This is a genomic window from Arthrobacter sp. efr-133-TYG-120, assembly GCF_030209785.1.
GTDB lineage: Bacteria > Actinomycetota > Actinomycetes > Actinomycetales > Micrococcaceae > Arthrobacter.
Map to the genome: position 1 here is coordinate 42005 of NZ_JARVRI010000016.1, position 18662 is coordinate 60666.

Sequence of the window (18662 nt, forward strand, 5' to 3'; positions counted from 1 at the left end):
CCAGCACCTTCAGGAGGAACAACATGGGCAACGAAACTCCATGGCAGGAAGCCGCCATCAATGGCCGTTTTGCCGGGAAGACAGTCATCGTCACCGGAGCTGGCTCGGGCATCGGCCAAGCTACGGCCCTGCGCATCGCGAAGGAAGGCGGCAGGGTCATCGCCGCCGACATCAGCAAGGAGCGCCTTGACGCCTTGGTGGAGGAAAACAGCGGCCTGGACCTGCTGCCCGTGGCCGGCGACATCTCAACCGAGGAGACCGTTGCCGCCGTCGTCGTCGCTGCCGGCGGCCGTGTGGATGCCCTCGCCAACATCGCCGGGATCATGGATAACTTCACCCCGATCCACGAGGTGGACGACGCCATGTGGGAGCGCGTTTTCCGGATCAACGTCACAGCCCTCATGCGCCTGACCCGCGCCGTGGTGCCCTTGATGTTGGAGGCCGGCACCGGCTCCGTGGTCAACGTCGCCTCCGAGGCCGGGCTGCGCGGCTCCGCCGCCGGCGCGAGCTACACGGCGTCGAAGCACGCCGTCGTCGGACTGACCAAGAACTCGGCCGTGATGTACGGGCCGAAGGGGCTTCGCTTCAACGCCGTTGCCCCCGGGCCAACCATCACCAATATCGAGGCAACGTGGGGGTCCCAGCTGGCCGCCGAACGCCTCGGTCCGCTCATGCAGGCCACTGTCCCCAACCCTGCGACGGCCGCGCAGCTGGCGGCATCCATCACCTTCCTGCTCAGCGACGACGGCACCAACGTCAACGGCGCCATCCTCGCGTCCGACGGCGGCTGGTCGGCGCTGTAGAGCGCATCTTCAAGCAGGATGACGACGGCGGGAGCGTCCCGCCGTCGTCGTCTCGTGATGCTAGAGCGTACCCTGAACCGGATTTCCCGCAGGGATCGGCTCGTGGCGCATCACGTCGACCGGGCGTTCAAGGAGACCGTGGAGGGCTGCGTTTAGCCTTTTGACCGGTTCGCCGTCGCCGTGGGCGTCGAGCAGTTCGGCGGACTCCCACTTCTCGATCATGAGGATCTGGCCGTTCGGTGAGTCGTGGATGGCGTACAGCAGGCAGCCGGGCTCCTGGTGGACTTCTGCGATGGCAGGGGACAGGGCGGCGACGACCTGGGCGAACGATCCTTCCTTGGGCGTGAACGTGGCGGTGACGATGACGGGCATGGGTTCTCCTTAGTGAATAGCGGTTTGGGCGAGAGGCGCGCAGCTGCTGCGGGCCAGGAAATCTGCTTTGACTTCGATGAGGCGGGGGCCGTCTGGCAGTTTGCCCTGCATCCTGCCCAGTACCAGTTCGAGGGAGTGTACTGCGAGCATGTCCAGGGGCTGCCTGATCACGCTAAGCGGCGGTGACATGAGTTCGGTCCAAGGGTTGTCATCGAAGACGATCACGGAGAGTTCCTCCGGGATTCGGGTACCGACTTGGACCAGTCGCCGGATCGAGCTTTGGACCTGGGCGGTGTTGGCCACGATGAGGCCAGTTGGTGGCTGGGGCATGGCGAGGAGGGAGCCGACGGCGTCCCCGCCCGAGTCGCCACGGAACGGCACATCTCGGATCAGGAGCGGATCGACGGCGAGGGACGCGTCCTCGTGTGCGGCCCGGTAGCCATTGATTCTTGCCCGTCCCGTCGACGTGCTGCGCGGACCTGTCACCAGGGCTATCCGTGTATGGCCGAGGCCAATGAGGTATTCCGTGGAGCGCTTGGCGGAGTCAAAGTTCTCGATACTGACGACGTCCACATCGGTGAGTTCGTCGATGGTGCGGTCAACGAACACCACATTCACGCCCAGGTCCTGCAGGCGCGCCCACTTTTCGATGTTTCCTCCAGTGGGAGTTGCTATGACCCCGCTGACGGAACGGTCGAGGAGTGTGTCCAGGGAATCGGCTTCCAGGTGCGGATCTTCCTGGGTCGTCATCAACACCACTTGGATCCCGTGGCTGCGGGCCTCCCAGACGATGCGGTCAGCGAGGCGTGCAAAGAACGGGTTGGACAGGTCAGTGACCACCAAGCCAATGGTGAGCGCGTGTCCTGCGCTCAGTTCGCGGGCCGCGGCCCGGGGACGGTAACCCAGTTCGTCGATCACCCTGAGGACGTCCTGCCGCTTGGCCGGTGCCACTGGTCCTGAGTCCGGGTTCAATACCCGGGACACCACGGAGACGGAAACGCCCGCGGTCGCCGCCACATCGCGAATGGTCGGGGCCTTCTTCACCGCTCCTCCTTGAGGGAATCGATTGGGCATAAGTCTTATGCTGCGGCTCCTCGCGGCCCACCGTCATCGTCATGAAGGCGCTTGGCTTGGAGTCGTTGACACAGCTTAGCACCGGGTGGTACAAAAGTGGAACCGGTTCCACTCCGGATAGTTTTCACGCAAAACGCGACAAAGAAGTTGTCCCTCCGCTCAGGCGGCCAGGTTTCCTTCGCATCGCACTCCTATGAAGAGAGACTCCAGTGAACCTTCACAAACTCCTTGTCGACCGCGAGCAGGAAGGCCGTCCCATCAGGGTTGGCCTCATTGGTGCCGGGCGTTACGGCACGATGTATCTTGCCCAGTCCAACAACATTCCCGGGATCCACGTGGTGGCCATCGCCGACATCAACGTGAAGCGCGCGGAAGGCGCTTTCGCCCTTGTCGAATGGCCGGCCGAGCAGATCGCCCCGGACATTGCGACGGCACTCAAGGACCGCACCACGGCAATTGTGGCCAACGCCGACGAACTGTTCGACGTAGACATTGACGTGATCGTTGAAGCCACCGGCAACCCGATCGTGGGAATCAAGCACGCCCTGCGGGCCATCGAGACCAAGAAGCACATCATCATGGTGACGGTTGAGGCGGACGCATTGGCGGGCCCGGCTCTGGCTAAGCGTGCAGAAGCTGCCGGGGTCGTCTATTCGATGGCCTATGGCGACCAGCCGGCCCTCATCATGGAACTGGTTGACTGGGCGCGTACCAGCGGATTCGACGTGGTCTGCGCGGGCAAGGGTGCCAAGTACCTTGAGCACTACCACGAGATGAATCCGGGCAACGTCTGGGAGAACTGGGAATTCTCGAAGGAACTCACGGACTCCGGACAGCTCAACCCGTACATGCACACCTCGTTCCGCGACGGCACGAAGGCGGCAATTGAGATGGCCGCTGTCGCTAACGGTGCGGGACTGGCGCCATCGGACTCCGGTCTCAGCTTTACACCGGGCAACGTTGAGGAGATTGCCACGATTTGCCGGCCAAGCGACGTCGGGGGCTCGCTCGCCCATGAAGGCAGCGTCGACGTCATGTCCAGCGTGAACCGCGACGGCAGCTGGATCAGCCACAACACGCAAGAAGGCGTCTTCGTCGTTGTCAAGGCAACGAACAACTACGTTTCCGGCTGCTTCAACGAATATCCGTGGCACCCGGACCCGACCGGCCAGTATGCAGCCCTGTACCGCCCTTACCACTACGTCGGCCTCGAACTGAACGTGTCGATCGCAAATGCGGCGCTCCGGGGAATTGCGACAGGCGCACCCGTCGGTTTCTTCGGCGACGTGGTCGCCACCGCGAAAAAGGACCTCAAAGCCGGCGAGTTCCTCGACGGCGAGGGCGGATTCACGGTGTGGGGCAAGCTGGTGTCGGCCAAGCACTCGGTGGCCACCGGCGCACTTCCAGTCGCCCTGGCGCACCACGTGGAACTGCGCAACGACGTCGCGAAGGGCGCGATCGTCGGCTGGGACGACGTCATCATTGATGACTCACTGTCCCAGGCACTTGAGCTGCGCCGCGAAACCGAAGCTTTCATTGCCCAGGCCGCCTCAGTGGGCGCCTGACCCAACCCGATTGCTTCCGTCATCCGGATCGCATCCTTCCAATGAAGAAAGGCATCGCATGAATACCAAGACCCGCGCCATCACCGGAGTACTAGCCTGCAGCTTGGCTGCAACTGCCCTTGCCGGATGTGCCGCAGCCGGTGCGTCCGGCGGCGGCCAGGCCGCACCTGTAGCAAAGATCCAATTGTCGATACCTGATCCGCTCACCTCCTCAGTAGGCGTGTCTGCCCAGCACTTCGCGGACCAGGTGAAGAAAACCTCCAACGGATCGGTGGTTGTCACCGTCGTCCCCAACGGCACGAGCTTCAGTGGTGACCAGAACGCCGCCGTCACCCGCCTCCAGGGTGGTTCGTTGGATGCCCTGATCCTTTCAACCTCGGTATACGCCTCGGTGGTGCCCGAAATGAACGCGATCAGCATTCCCTACCTCTTCAAGGACACTACCGAAGAGGCAGCGTTCCTGGCGGGCAAGCCCGGCCAGGACCTGAAGGACAAGCTCGCCAAGAAGGACACTATCGCGCTGGGCTTCCTCACCAGGACAGGCCGTGAAATCACCAACTCCGTCCGTCCCATTACGCAGCCTTCCGATCTCAAAGGACTGAAGATCCGCGTACCGGGCAATACCTTGTGGACGGACTTCTTCGGCAAGCTAGGCGCCAGCCCCACCACCATGGCCTTCTCCGAAGTCTTTACAGGCCTGCAGACGGGCACCATCGACGGCCAGGAGAATCCCATCGAGGTGCCGTGGACCAACAAGTTCTCGGAAGTACAGAAGTACGTGTCGCTGACCAACCACATCAACGACGCCTGGGTGCTCGCCCTGTCGTCGAAGAAGTGGGGAACACTCAGCGCGGACCAGCAAAAAGCGCTCACGGACGCGTCGACGGAAACCGCCTCGTTCAAAACCACCTACGACACAGATCAGGCGAAGAAGCAGTTGGACGAGCTGACCGCCAAGGGCATGAAAGCGAACGAGCTGAGCGCTTCCAGCATCGAAGAATTCAAGGCCGTCTCCAAGAGCTTGTACCCGGATTTCTCGAAGCTCATTGGAAAGGACTTCTTCGACCAAGCGGTCGCCTTCACTCCCGCTAAGTAATCCATCAACGGGTGGGAGCCCTCCCGGGCTCCCACCACAGCCCCACTCCGCCCGCACACCAATTCCGCTCTCAATGTCGAAAGTCTGGACACAATGGAACACACCCTCGCCCCCCGGGACCTGGAAGAGGCCCTCCCGCCCGATGCCGAAGAGATCCTGCACGCGGGCCACGTCGCTTCGGGCTGGAGCGGCGCGAAATGGCTGGACCGGACCTTGGAGTGGATCGTGGGCGCCGCGATCCTCGCCGAGCTCGTCGTCATCCTTCTGAACATCACCGTCCGCGTCATCACAGGTGATTCGGTTCTATGGACCCAGGAAGTCTCGGAGATAGCACTCCTGACTATCGCGTTCATGGGCGGGGCAATCGCGTATCCCAAGGGCGCCCACATGTCCGTCCAGGCCCTCATCATGCGCCTCCCCGCCGCATGGAAGCCCTATCTGGCCGCGCTCGTGGACTGGCTCGTCTTCGTGATGAGCGCCGGCGCCTTCGTGCTTTTCGTTCCCACGCTCGTCCAGCAAATCGAGGAAAAGACCCCTATCCTCCAGCTCCCCGTGTTCTGGGTCTCCATGCCGTTTTCACTGGGCATGGTCCTCATCGCCTGGTTCGCGCTCGTCAAGCTTTGGCGGCAGCAAAAGCGGGCCGTCCTGGTAGCCGCGGGCATCGCGGCAGCCCTTGTCGTCGTCGTGCTTTTGGCCCCGCCGCTCTTCTACTATGCCTCGCCGAACGTCCTGCTTGGTACCGTGCTCGCAGTTCTGTTCATCCTGCTGTTCCTCGGACTTCCGATCGCGTTCGTCCTCGCCCTGGCCTCCGGGATCTACCTTTACCTCGGAGGGATTTCCGAGGTCAGCGCTATCCCGATCGGCATGGCCTCGGGCGCCAAGGGATTCGTGCTGTTGGCGATCCCCTTCTTCATCCTCGCCGGCACAGTCATGAACTCCGCAGGGCTCACCCTGCCCTTGGCCAAGCTCGTCGACGCCCTTATCGGGCACCTGCGCGGGGGGCTGCTCCAGGTGGTCGTCGTGACCATGTACATTTTCTCCGGCATTTCGGGCTCGAAGGTCGCCGACGTCGCGGCCGTCGGCACCACGATGCGCGGCATGCTCGAAGAGCGCAAATATCCGCGCGGCGAGGTTGTCGCCGTACTTTCGGCGTCTGCCATCATGGGTGAAACCATCCCGCCAAGCATCGTGCTTCTCGTCCTTGGCTCCATCACCACGATTTCGACCACCACACTCTTCCTTGCCGGTTTTGTGCCCGCCGCATTCCTGGCGCTCGTGGTCATGGCGCTCGTGTTCCTGCGGGCACGCAAACAAGGTGGAGTCGCCAGTCCCAAGGCAAGCTGGCGGGCACGCGGTTCGGCCACCTTCTTCGCCCTCCCCACTCTCCTCCTGCCCGTCGGCATGGTGGCCGGGATCCTGAGCGGATTCGCGACGCCGACGGAAGTTTCCTCCGTTGCCGTGGCCTACGCGTTCGTCCTGGCCGCCGCCTACCGCCGGGGCAGCAAGCGGCTGCTCGGGGACACGCTGCGGGAAACTACGACGACGGCGGGCATGGTGCTCTTCATCATCGCTGCCGCCTCTCCGCTCGCCCAGACCCTTGCCCTCGCCGGTGTCTCGCAGCAAATCCACGACCTCATGTCTAGCCTCGGGGATTCCCCGGTCCTCTTCATGTTGTTCACCGTGATCCTGCTCGTCATCATGGGCCAGCTCCTCGAGGGACTTCCCGCCGTGCTGATCTTCGCCCCGTTGCTGCTGCCGATCGCCACTGACTTCGGCGTCAACCCCGTGCAGTACGCCATGGTGCTCATCATCTCCATGGGCATAGGCTCGTTCGCCCCACCGGCCGGTGTCGGCTTCTACGTCGCGTGCGCCACCGCCCGGGAAACCGTGGAAAACAGCCTCAAACACTTCTGGCCGTACCTGCTTGCCCTCTTCGTCGGACTTCTGGTGCTCGCGGCGGTGCCGTGGTTCAGCACCTTCCTGCCGGCCCTCGCCGGACTGATCCCGTTCTAAACCATGACGCAGATAACCAAGGCTGAGACACCCGTTCCCTCATCGGTAGCCCTGCTGGGTACCGGACCGATGGGCGCCCCCATCGCCCGGAACCTCATAGCTGCGGGCGTGCCGCTGAAACTCTGGAACCGGACGGCCCACAAGGCCAACGCGATCCACGGAGGACAGCCCACCGATTCCCCGGCGGAAGCATCCAGCGCGGTGGTGCTGACCGTCCTGCCCGACCTTCCCCAAGTCGAGCAGCTACTACACGGACCCGACGGGCTGCTTGCCGGGTGGAAGGTCAACCGGATAGACAACCCGGTCCTTGTGGTCCACGGCACAGTGTCGCCCGTCGCTGTCGCGGCCTTCGCCGCCGAATGCCTGGAGACATTTGGAATAACCGTCATTGACGCCCCGCTCAGCGGCGGCACCATCGGCGCCGAAGAGGGCCGGCTCAGCATCATGGTTGGCGGCCCCAGTGAGGTCGTGGAGCGCCTCAAACCGCTTTTCGAGCTCTACGGTGCCACCGTTCTGCGGTTCGGGAATACGGGCGCCGGCTCCATCGCCAAAGCCTGCAACCAAATCGTGGTGGCCGCAACAGTAACGGCACTCTCGGAGGCCATGGCACTAGCCGAGGCCTCCGGGCTCGATCTGGGGCATGTCCAAGAAATACTTGCCGGTGGCCTGGCGAACTCCGAAGTCCTTCGACAAAAGGGCCAACGCTGGATCGAGGCGGATTTTGATGGCGGAGGATCGGCAAAGAACCAGCTGAAGGACTTGACCTTCATCGCGGAAATCGCAGAAGAGGCCGGGCTGGATCTACCGGTTTCCAGCAGCGTCCGCAGTGCATTCCAAACGATGGTCTCCCAGGGACTTGGCGAGCTAGACCATACGGGCATCTATCTCAGCATCCGTGCCTAGCCAGGACGACGGCGGGAGCGTCCCGCCGTCGTCGTCCTGGGTTTCCTGCGACTTCAGCCCGTGTAGCCCTCCACCTGCTTTGGGGGCCGTGGCTTGGCCTCGTTCGGGTTCTCGCCGTATTGCCTCTTGGCCCGCCGCTGGCGCAGCAGGTCCCAGCTCTGATCCAGGTCCTGTTCGATGCGCTCCAGCCTTGCCCGGTCGGGGGCATGCGCAGGACCCGGCGGGGCCGCCTCTGCCTTCTCCCGGAGTTCCCGCTCCTCCTCCACAAGTGACTGGATGTGGTGCAGAATGCCCTGTTCGTCCATGGTTACCTCTTCCTGAACTAGCCGTTACCAGTCAGGTTAGTGAGCTGCGCTAGGCGTGAACAGAGGCGGTGTTTGCAAGTGCCATCCCGCCAATGTCCCATTTGCGGAATACTTGGACGCAGATCCAGGATTTCCGCAAGCGAAGGCGGTGATTAGCCGTGAACGGCGAAAACGGTGCGTTCAAGCGCCGGCTGGAGCGAGCCATGGAGCTGCGGAATGTCCGCGCCACCGGCATGACGGCCGGGGAAGAAGCGGAACTCGAGGCCGCCGACGACGAAGAGCGGCGGAAGCGCAAGAAGGTGGACGACGCCGCTCGGGTGGAATACCTGATCCGCGACGCCATGGCGCAAGGGAAGTTCGACAATCTGAAGTACGCAGGCAAGCCGATCCCAGGGCTGGGGGAGCGCTACGATCCCGATTGGTGGGTCAAAGGCCTCATCCAGCGCGAACATCTCAGCGGCCTCGGCCCAAAAGCCATTCTGCTCCGCACCGAGGATGCCGAATTGGATGCGAAGCTTGACGCCCTGTATTCGGAAAAGCAGGTGCGCGATCTGGTGGAGGACTTCAACGCCCGGGTCATTGACGCGCGGCGCCAGCTCCAGGGCGGTCCTCCAGTGATCACGAAAACCCGCGATATCGGCGTCGAGCTGGAACGCTGGCGCGAGCGCCGTGCTGCGGCTGCCGAGGCAACCGCGGCCCAGGAAGCCGTGAACCAGGAGCTTGTGGACACGCGGCCGTGGTGGCGCCGCATTTGGAGCGGATCCGGTTAGGCCGGGACCTTATGCGGCAGGAGGTTTGGTGTTGAACGCAGGCGTTCCGGCCAGCCGGCCGCCGTCGACTGCGAGCACGGTTCCGGTGACGAACGAGGACTGCTCCGAGCAGAGCCAGACGGCGGCAGCGGCAACCTCGGCCGTGGAGCCGATCCGCCCGAGCGGCACGGCGGCGGCCACCCGATCCTGGGCGGATTGGCCGGCCCCGGCCAGCCGCTCGGTGAGGATAGGGCCGGGAGCGATCGCGTTGACCCGGATCCCGTGCGAAGCGTAGTCGAGCGCGGCCACCCGGGTCAGGCCGCCGACGCCGAACTTGCTCGCCACATAGCCGCTCATGCCGGCGACTCCTTGTTCGCCGGCCGTGGAGGACATGTTGACGATCGCTCCCCCGTTCCCGCTCGCCAGCATGAGCTCGATTTCGTATTTCAGGCAGAGGAACACTCCGCGCAAGTTGACTGAGATGGCGCTGTCGAACTCCGCGCTCGCCCATTCGGCCAGGGGCGCCGGCGTCCGGCCGCCGCCTGCGGCATTATTGACGGCGACGTCGAGCCGGCCGAAGCGGTCCAGGATCTGGGCCAGCAGCGTCTTCACCGAATCTTCATCGCCCACATCCACGGACATCGCTACCGCTTTCCCGCCACCCGAGCTAATGGCGGCGAGCTGCCGAGACAGTCGAACGCTGTCACGGGAGGCAAGGACGACGTCGGCACCGGCACCGGCCAGTGCAGCCGCGATCTCCGCACCGATTCCCCGGCTCGCTCCGGTCACAAGCGCGACCTTGCCTGACATCGACCGGGTGGAATCCGCCGTCGTCATGGCGCTGTCCGGCTTGTCCGCGGCGTATGCGGCCGGGGCTCTTGGTTCGCGGCCGCCCGGTTGCGGGGGAGCAGGAAGCCTGCGGCAACCAGCCAGAGCAGCCCGCCGAAGCGTCCGAGCGGCAGAAGGAACTGAAGAGGCTCGATCGCCATCGACAGGAAGCTCAACTCTGACAGTGCGGCGACGACCAGGCCGGTCCAAGCCAACCAACGGGGCATGAAGCCAAGGATCAGGGCCGGGACGGCGATTCCCGCCATGAGGAGGCCGGTTCCGACGACGAAGCCGACCCCGCCGGTTACGAATGCGAGGAACGCGAGTGCGTGCGTCAGCGTCCCATCCGTGGTGATTTCCGGCCGGCTCAGCAACCAGGTCAGGGAGCCCGACACCATGAGGAAGATGGCCGCGCTGACTCCGCCAAAGAAGCTGATGGCCGGTCCGGGAACGCGTACGCCGAGCCGGAGCTGCCGGGCGTAGACGGTGGCCGCGTAGATCCCCAAGGGCACGGCAGAACCGAATTGGAGCATGCCGCCGACCCGCACCGCGGCGACGTTTTGCTGGAAGAAAGCGGCCACCTGTCCGGTTGAAGCAAAGGGCGAGACGAACGTTTGGCCGCCTGTCAGGATTGCGGACGTGATGAGGCTGGCGAGGAAGATGCCCAAGCTGACCAGGGCGAGAACGCCGGGGTGCGGGCCGCCTGACCTGGCTGGACGGCCGCCCTCGTCGGGAATCGAACGACTACTCATGGCTGAACCTTTCCTAATTGCATCACTACTGAAATAGTTCACCTCTAGAATTATTCTGTCAAGCCTGTATTCTGAATCCATGGACTTAGCCACACCGGGCCGGCCGAACCGGACCGCTTTTCTCTTGTCGCAGTTAGGCGCGGTCGCGTCGTCGCGCTTTGCCGACCGCACACGGGAGATCGGCCTCACGCCAAGCGACGCCGGCGTCATCCGCCTGCTCGGACGCGCCCCCGGGTTGAGCCAGCGCTCCCTCGCGGACAGGCTCGGCGCCGTCCCCAGTCGGGTGGTTTCACTCATCGACTCGCTGCAGGAGCGCGGCCTTGTTGAGAGGATCCGCAGCAGTACGGACCGGCGGAACTATGAACTGCACCTCACGGACGCCGGCAAACGCGTGTTGCGTGAACTGCGAGGTATCGCGGAACAGCATGAAGCGGAGCTTCTGGCCCCCCTGACAACGGAGCAGATTGGCCAGCTTGACGTGCTTCTCGCGCAACTCGCCAGTGGCCACGGGCTGGACAAGGACCTCCACCGCGATGTCGGCCGCCAGGCCGGAAGCGATGCCGGATCTGACGGCGTACGCAAGGCCTGATCGGGCGCCCGGGTCCCGTGCCGCCGTCGGGAGCTCTCATGACGATCGGGCCACGATTTTTGCCACTATGTGGGGAATAGCAGCTGCATGGTGTATGTTGCACATTCGCCAGCAAATATACAAGAGAAGAGATAACCCCAGGTGGCAACCGATTACGACGAACTCCGCTCCGACGTCGCGGAATCCCAAAGCACGTCACTCCAGGCCCTGCAGTCTGCCAATGCTCCGGACGCCCGCAGCGTTGTTCGGGAGCTGGACGAGGCCGATGCTTTTGAAGGCAATGAGGTGCCAGGCGGCGAATTCGTAGCCGAGGAACTCATCATTGCAGTCGTTCCCCAGAAGGAAGACGAGTTCACCTGCTACTCGTGTTTCCTCGTCCGTCACCGCTCCCAGATTGCCCGTGAAAAGAACGGCCACGCGTACTGCGTGGAGTGCGAAGGCTGAGCCTCTGAGGCCCAGCCCCGTGCCGCTTAGCCGCCTTTCCCGCAGTTGCGTTCATCACAGGGAATTCAGGCGCTTCTTGGCGAGCTTTTCATAGCGGGCCCCGGAGTCCGCTGCTCGCTGCTCTTCGGCAGCGAGCAAGGGAGCGAATGGCGAGTTGTCCTCCACCGATCCGTCGGTATCGCTTGCGAGCCGGAGCAGTATTGAGCGGCTGACAACGCTGTCCTGGTGCTCTCCCAGGACCTTCTGGATCTTCTGGGCATTCCGTGCCAGCTTCACGGCGGGTTTCTTGTGGACGTCCGCCAGTGCTTCGGCCGCATGGCGCAGCCGTTTCGCGTCTTTGCGGACCTGATGCAATGCCCTGTCGCCTTCGACGCCGGTTTGCCCTGCGGCTGCCTTCTGGGACCGGCGCAGCCGCTTGATCGCTCTACCGGCAAGCTTGGCCGTGACGGGACGGGCCTTCTTCCCGGCGCGAGGCTTCGCGGGAGGCTCGTCGCGGAATTCCTCAAGTGACTCCAGGAGCCGGAAATAGCGTTTCGTTCCTAGAGAGCGGAGCATGTTGCGATACCCGGAGTTGAAGGCTGTCTCAAGTTCGTCATTGATCCTGCTGGCAGCTGAAGCGGGCACTAGGCCGTCGGGTTGCTCATTCATCAGTTCCCCGATCCGGTCGCGCAGCACCTCGGCATCCCGGGCCTTGCCCAGGACCTTGCCCAGCCATTTCAGTTCGGTCTTGAGCTGATCCGCGGCGTCGGCGTCGAAGAGCTTGCCGTAGGCGGACAAAGTTGAGCGGAGCCTCCGCGTAGCCGAGCGCATGCCGTGAACGGCGTCGTCGGCGCCTTGCCGGACTCCGGAGTCCAGTTGGGTGATTTCAGCTATCTGCGCGGCGATGTAGGCAACTATTGCATCCCCGGCAGAGCCCTTCGGACGGGCTTTGGGCGGCGCCGGTACCGCAGCTGGCCAGGACGTTCCGAATGCGCGGGCCAGCTTGGACGCGTGCCCTGATGGGGTTGCGCCGGCGCCGGACAAGACGCGGTCCGCGCTCTCAAACAGGGCTTCATCGCCGTGCACCAGCTCGATTTCCCATTCGCGCCATTGCCTCTCCAATTGAGTTGGGTGCAAGGTCTCGGCGGTCACGTGGTCATCCACGAAATCGGCCAGGGTGACGTCCTCGCTTCCGTGTAGCCGGTGAAGAGTGCGGCGGGTGTGGATCCGGGCCACAGGCCTGAGCTCATCGCCGCGGGTGAACACAAGGAGCCTCTCCGCGAGTTCCTCGGGGACGATCTCGGGCTGACCCAGCGGCGCATGGATCTCCACGCGATTGTCCCGCTCTGCCGGCAGTTTCAGGTGCCAGCCTGAATCGGTGCCGCCGGTGCGGCGCCGCAAGGTGATGCGGTGCTTGGCAAGGATGAGGCCTTCGGTGTCGAAGTAGACGGCTTCGAGCTGATGATCTGCAGGGTCTGCGACCTGTTCGACGCCGGCAATGTCCTCGAACGCGGGAAGAGGCGTTTCCAGCTCAGCGTCGTACTTGCGTTCTGTTTCCACGGATTCCTGGGTCGACATTCCGTTTCCCGTCCTTCTCGTAGTTGCCCGCGCCTATAGGCATCCTCCCACCAGGCCTTCTGCAGGGAAAGACCGGGCGAAGGGATCTCATCGGTTCCCTTGCGGGCGCGTCGATCTGGGGAAGAATGTGGGCATGACTTCGACGCTGAGCCTTGGTCCGTTCGTCCATGATTTCTTCGGGGACGCCTCGTGAGCGCGTTCGTGCTGGTGCCCGGAGCAGGCGGCTCAGCCTGGTATTGGAGCCGCGTCGTCCCCCTCTTGCAAGAAGCAGGCCACGATGCTGTTGCGGTTGATCTGCCGGGAGACGACGAAAATGCGGGTTTGCCTGAGTACGCGCGCTTGGTTGAGGCGGCAATCGGTGGCCGGCCCGACGTCGTGCTCGTTGCGCAATCGCTTGGCGGTTTCACCGCGCCCATGGTGGGTGCCCGGACCGGCGTCGCAGAGATCGTCTTAGTGAACGCAATGATTCCCAACCCGGGTGAAACCCCTGGAACATGGTGGGACAACACCGGCTGGGAAGACGCACGCAAGCGTGCCGCCGCGGCCGGCGGTTACGGCGAAGAGTTCGATGTGAACGAGTACTTCCTCCATGACGTTTCACCGGAGGTCGCGGCCGAGGGAGAACCGCACCAGCGGCCCGAGGCAAACGCAGTCTTCGCGTCGAGCTGCGACTTCGTGGAGTGGCCGGCCGTGCCCATCAGGGTGCTCAGCGGCGCGGGGGACCGGTTCTTCCCGCTCGAGTTCCAGCAGAGGGTCGCGCGGGATCGCCTCGGGCTCGAGCCGGATGTGCTGCCCGGCGGGCATCTCCTTGGGCTGTCGAATCCGGTTGGGGTGGCCGACTACCTCTTGCACCTCTGAGCTTTTATCACTCCGGGCGTCCGATTCCCTAGACCGGAATCGACGCAAGCCCTAAGATCACTCTGACGGCACCAGCCTTGGCTGATCGATGTCCGTCGCGGTCTCACCCTCAAGCGTGAGCGCCGGGTCCGTTCCGCGACTCCTGGGTCTTCGAACGGGCCCGGTCGACCTCCGCTGGGACCATCTATCCAGAGGAGGCCTTCCTATGAGTGAAGCCAACAAGGAACTGGTACGGCGCCACTTCCGGGAAATCTGGAACCAGAGACAACTGGACGTTTGTGAGCAAATCATGGCCGATTCATACGTCGAGCACGCCCAGGCTCCTTTCGGGACTACCGAGCCGGGCGCCGTCGTCGGACCCCAAGCGATGCGCGCGACCGTACAGTGGCTACTTGCCCAGTTTCCCGACATGACCATGACGATCGAGGCGATTGCCGCTGACGGCGATACGGTAGCTGTCCGCGTCTTATCGGAAGGCACCAACCTCGGGCGCCTCAATGGACGGGGTCCTGCCACTGGCAAACGCATGTCCGCGCGTCAATCGCACTGGTTCAGGATCGAGGACGGCAAGCTGGCTGAGCATTGGGCCACTCGCGATGACCTCACCGCAATGCTCCAACTTGGCGTCGTCAGGCAGCCTGGTCCGCCTAAAATCGTGACGATCATCCAGCGAATAGCAGGGCGCAGAAGCGGGACATGACCCAACGCCCTCGCTGCGTTCGACGCAACCTCGCGATAGTTAGAGAGTAATTACTCGTAGAGGGTGACTGCGGCCTTCCAACGGAGGATGCTTGATTGTTGGGAGGGAAAATCATGACACGAGATGTGACTCATTTCGAGCGACTTTCGGCGTGGACCGAAAACGACATGAAGCCAGCCGTCGGCAAGTTGTTGCGCGGTGAGGGTTTGCCTGCCGAAGCCCGGGAAAGCAACCATCCCTCGCCCCTGGATTTCCAGATCCCTGAGGAACTGGACCGTGCCTTGGAGTCGGCTTCGCAAACGCTCAGCCTCACGCCCAGCGAGATCCTGCGCGAGGCCCTGTCCGAATGGCTGGGGAGCCACGGACAGCCAGCCACGGGCCACCATCCGTTCGGGAAGCACACCGCGCTTTAACGTGCGCTGGGCTGCGGGTTGCGGAGCTGCAGCTGTTACTGGTGGCTGCCCTGAACGGCGTCTCCGTGCCGCGCAGAGCGGAAGGGCGAGGCCGCCCGAGGACTGGGCGGCCATGGCCAGTCCTCGGGGAGGTAATGCAAACTGCCTTTAGCCGCCGCAATACTTGCTGTAATTGGTACCCGCGTTCTGGTAATCGTTCTTCATGGCATTGAGCTTCGCGGTATCCGGGTTGTCCTTCGAGGACTCGTCCAGGTAGTCCACAAGCGTCTTCAGAGTGGGCTTCAGCTCATCCGAGGACACGGCTTCGATCGGGCGGAGCTGGTTGGCTACCCGGATGGTTCCCGTTTTGTCCGTGGTGTTCGTGGGGTTCGAGATGACGGTCTTGACCCTGCTGCAGGTGTCCGCGGTGCTCAGCTGCTGCGATGCCGAGCAGGCTGAAGCGGAGAGGAGGAGCCCGGCCGCGAGCAGGGTTGTGGTGATTTTCTTCATGGTTCCCTCAGTAGTTGCTGACGTTTGATTGTAAGCAGACGGGGCGTCGCGCCCAATGCAGGCTTAGCCAGCGGACCGGTCCATTTCGTCCAGCCCAGGGTCGGATGAGTACAAGGGAGGAGCCCCTCGGCCTTCCGGCCGTGGAACCCCTCCAATGATTTGAGCGCGCTGGATCAGCGCTGGGGGAGGGTTTTGGTCCCCTCGATCTGCACTGCCTGCAGCTTGTTCGGGTCCAAGCCAAGCGTCTTCAGGATGGTCGGCGCAATCTGCGTCGTCTCGACCGCGGTGGTCACGGTCCGGGCGTGTTCGTCGTTGGCGCCGGAGACCACGAGCGGCACATCGCGGTCGTCCGCACTGGCTCCGCCGTGTTCGGCGATCTTGGCCTTGCCGCCGGTGTAAACCACCCCGGTCTGCGCGATGCCGAGGATGTCCGGGTAGCGTGCATCGCTGGTTTGGGTGCCGAAGTAGTTTGCAACTTCGCTGCCCGCATAGACCTTGCTCAAGCCTGAGGTTGTCACGGTCTTGGCGGCGCCGTTGATGTCGTTACCGGCGGCAGGGTGCGCTGCCAGGTAGTCCTTGGCGAACTGCGCTGCGGCCTGCGAGTGGTCCGAAAGCCAGAGCTGCATGATGTCGTCGTCGGTGGAGAACGCCACGAGGTCTGCGGAGCCGGGGTGGGCCGACTTCCACGTTGCGTTCAGGCCGTCGATGATTGCGCTGTCAGGTACCCTCGTCAGCGTCGAAGCGTCCATCGGCGACTGCCCGTGCTTGGCAGAAAGGATCACCGTGGTGTCCTTTGCGTGGCCGGAGGCGGCAAGCGCGGACTCGAGCTTACCGACAGAAGCGTTGACGAAGTCAAGGGCTTTGCTCAAGAGCGGCCCGGGAACGGTGCCGCCCTGGAGGTAACCGCCGGTGAGGCCGTCCGACGTCGGGAGCTTCTGGGCCGTCGACACGGCCTGGAAGTTCATCCCGAAGATTCCAGGTACTGCGGCCGTCTTGGTGCCGGAGTGGTCCTTGCCGTCGATTTCGTTCAGCACGGCCTGGACCTTGTAGCCGTCGTACTGCTGGGTTGCGGCGTTGTCCTTGGTCCAGTCGCCATTGAAGGGAGCGGGGGCGATGCTGTTGATCTCAGGGGTGAACAGGTCATCCAGGCCCTTGCCTGAAGGGCCGTTCAGGATCTCGTAGGCCGGGTGCTTGTCCGACCACGCCGTGGTGAGGCCGGCGCTCTTCGCCACCTCGAAGACCGTGTTCACCTTCAAGTACTGGTGCGGATAGACCGGCTTGCACGTCGCCGGGTCAACCGGGAGGGTGGCCGGGTCGAGGAGTGCGCCGGGCTGCCCCGTCATGTTCAGGATGCTGGCCGGAAGCCCGGCCAGGTCTTGGCCGGCGTCGAGGGCGTTCTGGTTCCTGTCCGCGGCTTCGGTGAAGGCCACTTCGGCGCCGGGCGCCGTGTTCTTGCAGTCCGTCGTGCCGGCCGGCAGGAGCGCCCTGTTGAACGTGTCGTCATAGTAGACGCCGGTGGTCCCGGGATTTCCGCCGGTCAGCTGGCCCACCATACCGGGGAAGGAGTCCGAAGGCACGGGTGTCTGGGCGTGCGTGTAGCTGGTGCCGTGGTTGACCAGCGACGCCAGTGCCGACGTCGGGTGGTTCTGCACGTACAAATCCAGGTCCTTCTGGTGGAGGCCGTCCACCGAAAGCAGCAGGACGTGCTTCGATGTTTCGCCCTGGCCGCCCTGGGCCTTGCTGTCGGATCCTTGCTGGCCCTGGACATCCTCGCCGCCGCGTGAAGCGTCGTCGGCCATCGCCGGCGCCACCGCGGATCCGGCCATCAGTATGGCGCCCAGGACCGCTGCTGTGGCAAGCCCGTTTTTCTTGGCTGTCTTCATCAAAATAAGACCCTTCGCTATTGCGTTCTTATCGATCGAGAATGCGTCCCCGGATGATTCTTGTTGCGGGGAAGGGATCTGTCCCGCCGATTGGGCCTCACTGTGGAAACGTTCATGACAGGTTCAATTGCGGGTAGCCGAACTCTTCCGAAACTCACAGGAAATCTGCGTACCCCGGGGATGCGGATGGGGGTACGCCGGCTTCTGTCATCGGTACGGCCCCGAGAAAGACGTCGTTAGCGGCGGCCACCCAGCCAGTGGGCGGCAAAGTACCTCTGGACCCGTTACCGTGGCGATCGCCGTGCATCAGTGGGCCTGGCTTCGTCCGCAGCGAGCAATTCTGCCAGCGCGAAGGCGAGAACTTCGGCGCTGAACCGGCTCCGCTCTTCGGAGGAGTTTTCAACGGAGTTTGAGACCGTCGACACTCAATGATCCCTCTCGGCACCACCTAATTTGCCCCTTTTTGCCACTCAATTGCGGGGAAACACCACTCAGTGGCCCAATTGCGACCTTAGTTTCTTGTTGGTTGCACACCGCGCGCCGGTGTTCAAGGGAATGTACCTGTCCCTTGCCGATGCAGTCACTCGCACTGTCGGCGAACCCGCCGACAACCTCGTGAAAGGAACTCCTCTTGACTACCAAACTTCGCTCCGGTCGTAAGCGTGCCCTGCTAACCGGCGGTTCGCTGCTGGGCGTCACCGCGCTGCTGACGGCTGCTGCGTTCACCGACTTCGCCAACCTGAACATTGGCAACGGATCCGCTGATTCCGGCGTTGGCGGCAACAACCGCTTCAACATCCAGGTGGTTGGAACGGACACCGCCGGCCTGCCTGTTCCGGGCACATGGCAGGAAGCAAACACTGCCGCAGGTGTGAACGTCAAGGTTCCCGGCGCGGACCTGATCACCCCGGGCGACACCGTGTCCGTGTCGATCCCCTTCCGCAATGAGAGCCCCGCCCTCGGCGCAGCCATTACCTTCGGGTTGCAGGACCGCGCCGGCTACACCTCCAGCCCCGCATTGGTTAGCGCCCTCCGCTACAGCGTCACCTTGGACGGCAAGGCAATCGCTACCAACGTCAAGCAGGCCGACGTGACCGCCCTCGACCTGGGCACCTACACCGCCGGGAAGGAAGGCGTCCTCGGCGTCAGCATCAACCTCCCCGACCAGGGTAGTGCAGCTGCCAACAACGCACTGCAGGGCCAGGTCTCCTACGTCCAGGCCCACTTCGACGCCTCCTCCGTCAAGTAGTCGGAACGACAACAGGTGGG

At 63.6% G+C, this 18662-nt stretch carries 20 protein-coding genes; 12 read left to right on the plus strand and 8 right to left on the minus strand.

What is annotated here, in order from left to right; all coding sequences use genetic code 11:
* Window positions 1-23: 23 nt before the first annotated feature.
* Window positions 24-803 carry an SDR family NAD(P)-dependent oxidoreductase gene (locus tag QRN51_RS11155; RefSeq protein WP_284989920.1) on the plus strand — a complete coding sequence of 260 codons (780 nt, stop codon included), beginning with the start codon at window positions 24-26 and terminating at the stop codon, window positions 801-803.
* 60 nt (window positions 804-863) lie between these two features.
* Here the strand turns inward: QRN51_RS11155 and QRN51_RS11160 are convergent, their stop codons facing one another.
* On the minus strand, window positions 864-1175 hold the full coding sequence (locus tag QRN51_RS11160) for a putative quinol monooxygenase (protein ID WP_284989921.1): 312 nt from the start codon (window positions 1173-1175) through the stop codon (window positions 864-866).
* Between the two features lie 9 nt (window positions 1176-1184).
* The gene (locus tag QRN51_RS11165; protein ID WP_284989922.1) at window positions 1185-2219 is read right to left on the minus strand and encodes a LacI family DNA-binding transcriptional regulator; all 1035 of its coding nucleotides are present in this window, start codon (window positions 2217-2219) and stop codon (window positions 1185-1187) included.
* Window positions 2220-2458: 239 nt separating this feature from the next.
* Between QRN51_RS11165 and QRN51_RS11170 the strand changes: the two genes are divergently transcribed.
* From QRN51_RS11170 to QRN51_RS11185, 4 genes are all read left to right on the plus strand, one after another.
* Window positions 2459-3814, plus strand: coding sequence for an NAD(P)H-dependent oxidoreductase (locus tag QRN51_RS11170; protein WP_284989923.1), 1356 nt, complete (start codon window positions 2459-2461; stop codon window positions 3812-3814).
* A 58-nt stretch (window positions 3815-3872) separates the two neighbouring features.
* Window positions 3873-4910 carry a DctP family TRAP transporter solute-binding subunit gene (locus tag QRN51_RS11175; RefSeq protein WP_284989924.1) on the plus strand — a complete coding sequence of 346 codons (1038 nt, stop codon included), beginning with the start codon at window positions 3873-3875 and terminating at the stop codon, window positions 4908-4910.
* Between the two features lie 93 nt (window positions 4911-5003).
* Window positions 5004-6923 carry a TRAP transporter large permease gene (locus QRN51_RS11180; RefSeq protein WP_284989925.1) on the plus strand — a complete coding sequence of 640 codons (1920 nt, stop codon included), beginning with the start codon at window positions 5004-5006 and terminating at the stop codon, window positions 6921-6923.
* A gap of 3 nt (window positions 6924-6926) precedes the next feature.
* A complete protein-coding gene (locus QRN51_RS11185; protein WP_284989926.1) occupies window positions 6927-7826 on the plus strand; it encodes an NAD(P)-dependent oxidoreductase in 900 nt (299 codons plus the stop codon).
* Between the two features lie 53 nt (window positions 7827-7879).
* On the opposite strand, the gene QRN51_RS11190 is transcribed toward QRN51_RS11185, so the two are convergent.
* Entirely contained in the window at window positions 7880-8131 is a 252-nt protein-coding gene (locus tag QRN51_RS11190) for a DUF2630 family protein (protein WP_059389430.1), read from the minus strand.
* 158 nt (window positions 8132-8289) lie between these two features.
* Between QRN51_RS11190 and QRN51_RS11195 the strand changes: the two genes are divergently transcribed.
* Complete coding sequence (locus QRN51_RS11195; RefSeq protein WP_284989927.1) at window positions 8290-8901, plus strand: DnaJ family domain-containing protein; 612 nt, start codon at window positions 8290-8292, stop codon at window positions 8899-8901.
* Window positions 8902-8910: 9 nt separating this feature from the next.
* Here the strand turns inward: QRN51_RS11195 and QRN51_RS11200 are convergent, their stop codons facing one another.
* Window positions 8911-9717 carry an SDR family NAD(P)-dependent oxidoreductase gene (locus QRN51_RS11200; protein ID WP_284989928.1) on the minus strand — a complete coding sequence of 269 codons (807 nt, stop codon included), beginning with the start codon at window positions 9715-9717 and terminating at the stop codon, window positions 8911-8913.
* On the minus strand, window positions 9714-10460 hold the full coding sequence (locus QRN51_RS11205) for a hypothetical protein (RefSeq protein ID WP_284989929.1): 747 nt from the start codon (window positions 10458-10460) through the stop codon (window positions 9714-9716). The genes QRN51_RS11200 and QRN51_RS11205 overlap by 4 nt, the downstream gene beginning before the upstream one ends.
* A gap of 79 nt (window positions 10461-10539) precedes the next feature.
* Between QRN51_RS11205 and QRN51_RS11210 the strand changes: the two genes are divergently transcribed.
* Window positions 10540-11049 (plus strand): MarR family winged helix-turn-helix transcriptional regulator, encoded by a 510-nt coding sequence (locus QRN51_RS11210; protein WP_059389432.1) that lies wholly within the window; start codon window positions 10540-10542, stop codon window positions 11047-11049.
* 141 nt (window positions 11050-11190) lie between these two features.
* Window positions 11191-11493, plus strand: coding sequence for a DUF4193 domain-containing protein (locus QRN51_RS11215; protein ID WP_059389433.1), 303 nt, complete (start codon window positions 11191-11193; stop codon window positions 11491-11493).
* 54 nt (window positions 11494-11547) lie between these two features.
* Here QRN51_RS11215 and QRN51_RS11220 read toward each other — a convergent pair whose 3' ends face one another.
* Window positions 11548-13050 (minus strand): CYTH and CHAD domain-containing protein, encoded by a 1503-nt coding sequence (locus QRN51_RS11220; RefSeq protein ID WP_284989930.1) that lies wholly within the window; start codon window positions 13048-13050, stop codon window positions 11548-11550.
* A gap of 189 nt (window positions 13051-13239) precedes the next feature.
* Between QRN51_RS11220 and QRN51_RS11225 the strand changes: the two genes are divergently transcribed.
* From QRN51_RS11225 to QRN51_RS11235, 3 genes are all read left to right on the plus strand, one after another.
* Window positions 13240-13908 (plus strand): alpha/beta fold hydrolase, encoded by a 669-nt coding sequence (locus tag QRN51_RS11225; RefSeq protein WP_284989931.1) that lies wholly within the window; start codon window positions 13240-13242, stop codon window positions 13906-13908.
* 205 nt (window positions 13909-14113) lie between these two features.
* The gene (locus tag QRN51_RS11230) at window positions 14114-14608 is read left to right on the plus strand and encodes an ester cyclase (RefSeq protein WP_284989932.1); all 495 of its coding nucleotides are present in this window, start codon (window positions 14114-14116) and stop codon (window positions 14606-14608) included.
* A gap of 113 nt (window positions 14609-14721) precedes the next feature.
* Complete coding sequence (locus tag QRN51_RS11235) at window positions 14722-15021, plus strand: ribbon-helix-helix domain-containing protein (protein WP_172465630.1); 300 nt, start codon at window positions 14722-14724, stop codon at window positions 15019-15021.
* A 147-nt stretch (window positions 15022-15168) separates the two neighbouring features.
* Here QRN51_RS11235 and QRN51_RS11240 read toward each other — a convergent pair whose 3' ends face one another.
* Both QRN51_RS11240 and QRN51_RS11245 read right to left on the minus strand, forming a co-directional pair.
* The gene (locus tag QRN51_RS11240; protein ID WP_059389438.1) at window positions 15169-15510 is read right to left on the minus strand and encodes a hypothetical protein; all 342 of its coding nucleotides are present in this window, start codon (window positions 15508-15510) and stop codon (window positions 15169-15171) included.
* Between the two features lie 173 nt (window positions 15511-15683).
* On the minus strand, window positions 15684-17393 hold the full coding sequence (locus tag QRN51_RS11245) for an alkaline phosphatase family protein (RefSeq protein WP_284989933.1): 1710 nt from the start codon (window positions 17391-17393) through the stop codon (window positions 15684-15686).
* A gap of 631 nt (window positions 17394-18024) precedes the next feature.
* Here QRN51_RS11245 and QRN51_RS11250 point away from each other — a divergent pair.
* Window positions 18025-18642, plus strand: a complete 618-nt coding sequence (locus QRN51_RS11250; protein ID WP_284989934.1) for a type 2 periplasmic-binding domain-containing protein — start codon at window positions 18025-18027, stop codon at window positions 18640-18642.
* Window positions 18643-18662: the final 20 nt, after the last annotated feature.

Coding starts and splice junctions, on each gene's coding strand:
- QRN51_RS11155 (WP_284989920.1), top strand. CDS start 24: ATGGGCAACGAAACTCCATGGCAGGAAGCCGCCATCAATGGCCGTTTT.
- QRN51_RS11160 (WP_284989921.1), bottom strand. CDS start 1,175: ATGCCCGTCATCGTCACCGCCACGTTCACGCCCAAGGAAGGATCGTTC.
- QRN51_RS11175 (WP_284989924.1), top strand. CDS start 3,873: ATGAATACCAAGACCCGCGCCATCACCGGAGTACTAGCCTGCAGCTTG.
- QRN51_RS11180 (WP_284989925.1), top strand. CDS start 5,004: ATGGAACACACCCTCGCCCCCCGGGACCTGGAAGAGGCCCTCCCGCCC.
- QRN51_RS11185 (WP_284989926.1), top strand. CDS start 6,927: ATGACGCAGATAACCAAGGCTGAGACACCCGTTCCCTCATCGGTAGCC.
- QRN51_RS11190 (WP_059389430.1), bottom strand. CDS start 8,131: ATGGACGAACAGGGCATTCTGCACCACATCCAGTCACTTGTGGAGGAG.
- QRN51_RS11200 (WP_284989928.1), bottom strand. CDS start 9,717: ATGACGACGGCGGATTCCACCCGGTCGATGTCAGGCAAGGTCGCGCTT.
- QRN51_RS11205 (WP_284989929.1), bottom strand. CDS start 10,460: ATGAGTAGTCGTTCGATTCCCGACGAGGGCGGCCGTCCAGCCAGGTCA.
- QRN51_RS11210 (WP_059389432.1), top strand. CDS start 10,540: ATGGACTTAGCCACACCGGGCCGGCCGAACCGGACCGCTTTTCTCTTG.
- QRN51_RS11220 (WP_284989930.1), bottom strand. CDS start 13,050: ATGTCGACCCAGGAATCCGTGGAAACAGAACGCAAGTACGACGCTGAG.
- QRN51_RS11230 (WP_284989932.1), top strand. CDS start 14,114: ATGAGTGAAGCCAACAAGGAACTGGTACGGCGCCACTTCCGGGAAATC.
- QRN51_RS11235 (WP_172465630.1), top strand. CDS start 14,722: ATGACACGAGATGTGACTCATTTCGAGCGACTTTCGGCGTGGACCGAA.
- QRN51_RS11240 (WP_059389438.1), bottom strand. CDS start 15,510: ATGAAGAAAATCACCACAACCCTGCTCGCGGCCGGGCTCCTCCTCTCC.
- QRN51_RS11245 (WP_284989933.1), bottom strand. CDS start 17,393: ATGAAGACAGCCAAGAAAAACGGGCTTGCCACAGCAGCGGTCCTGGGC.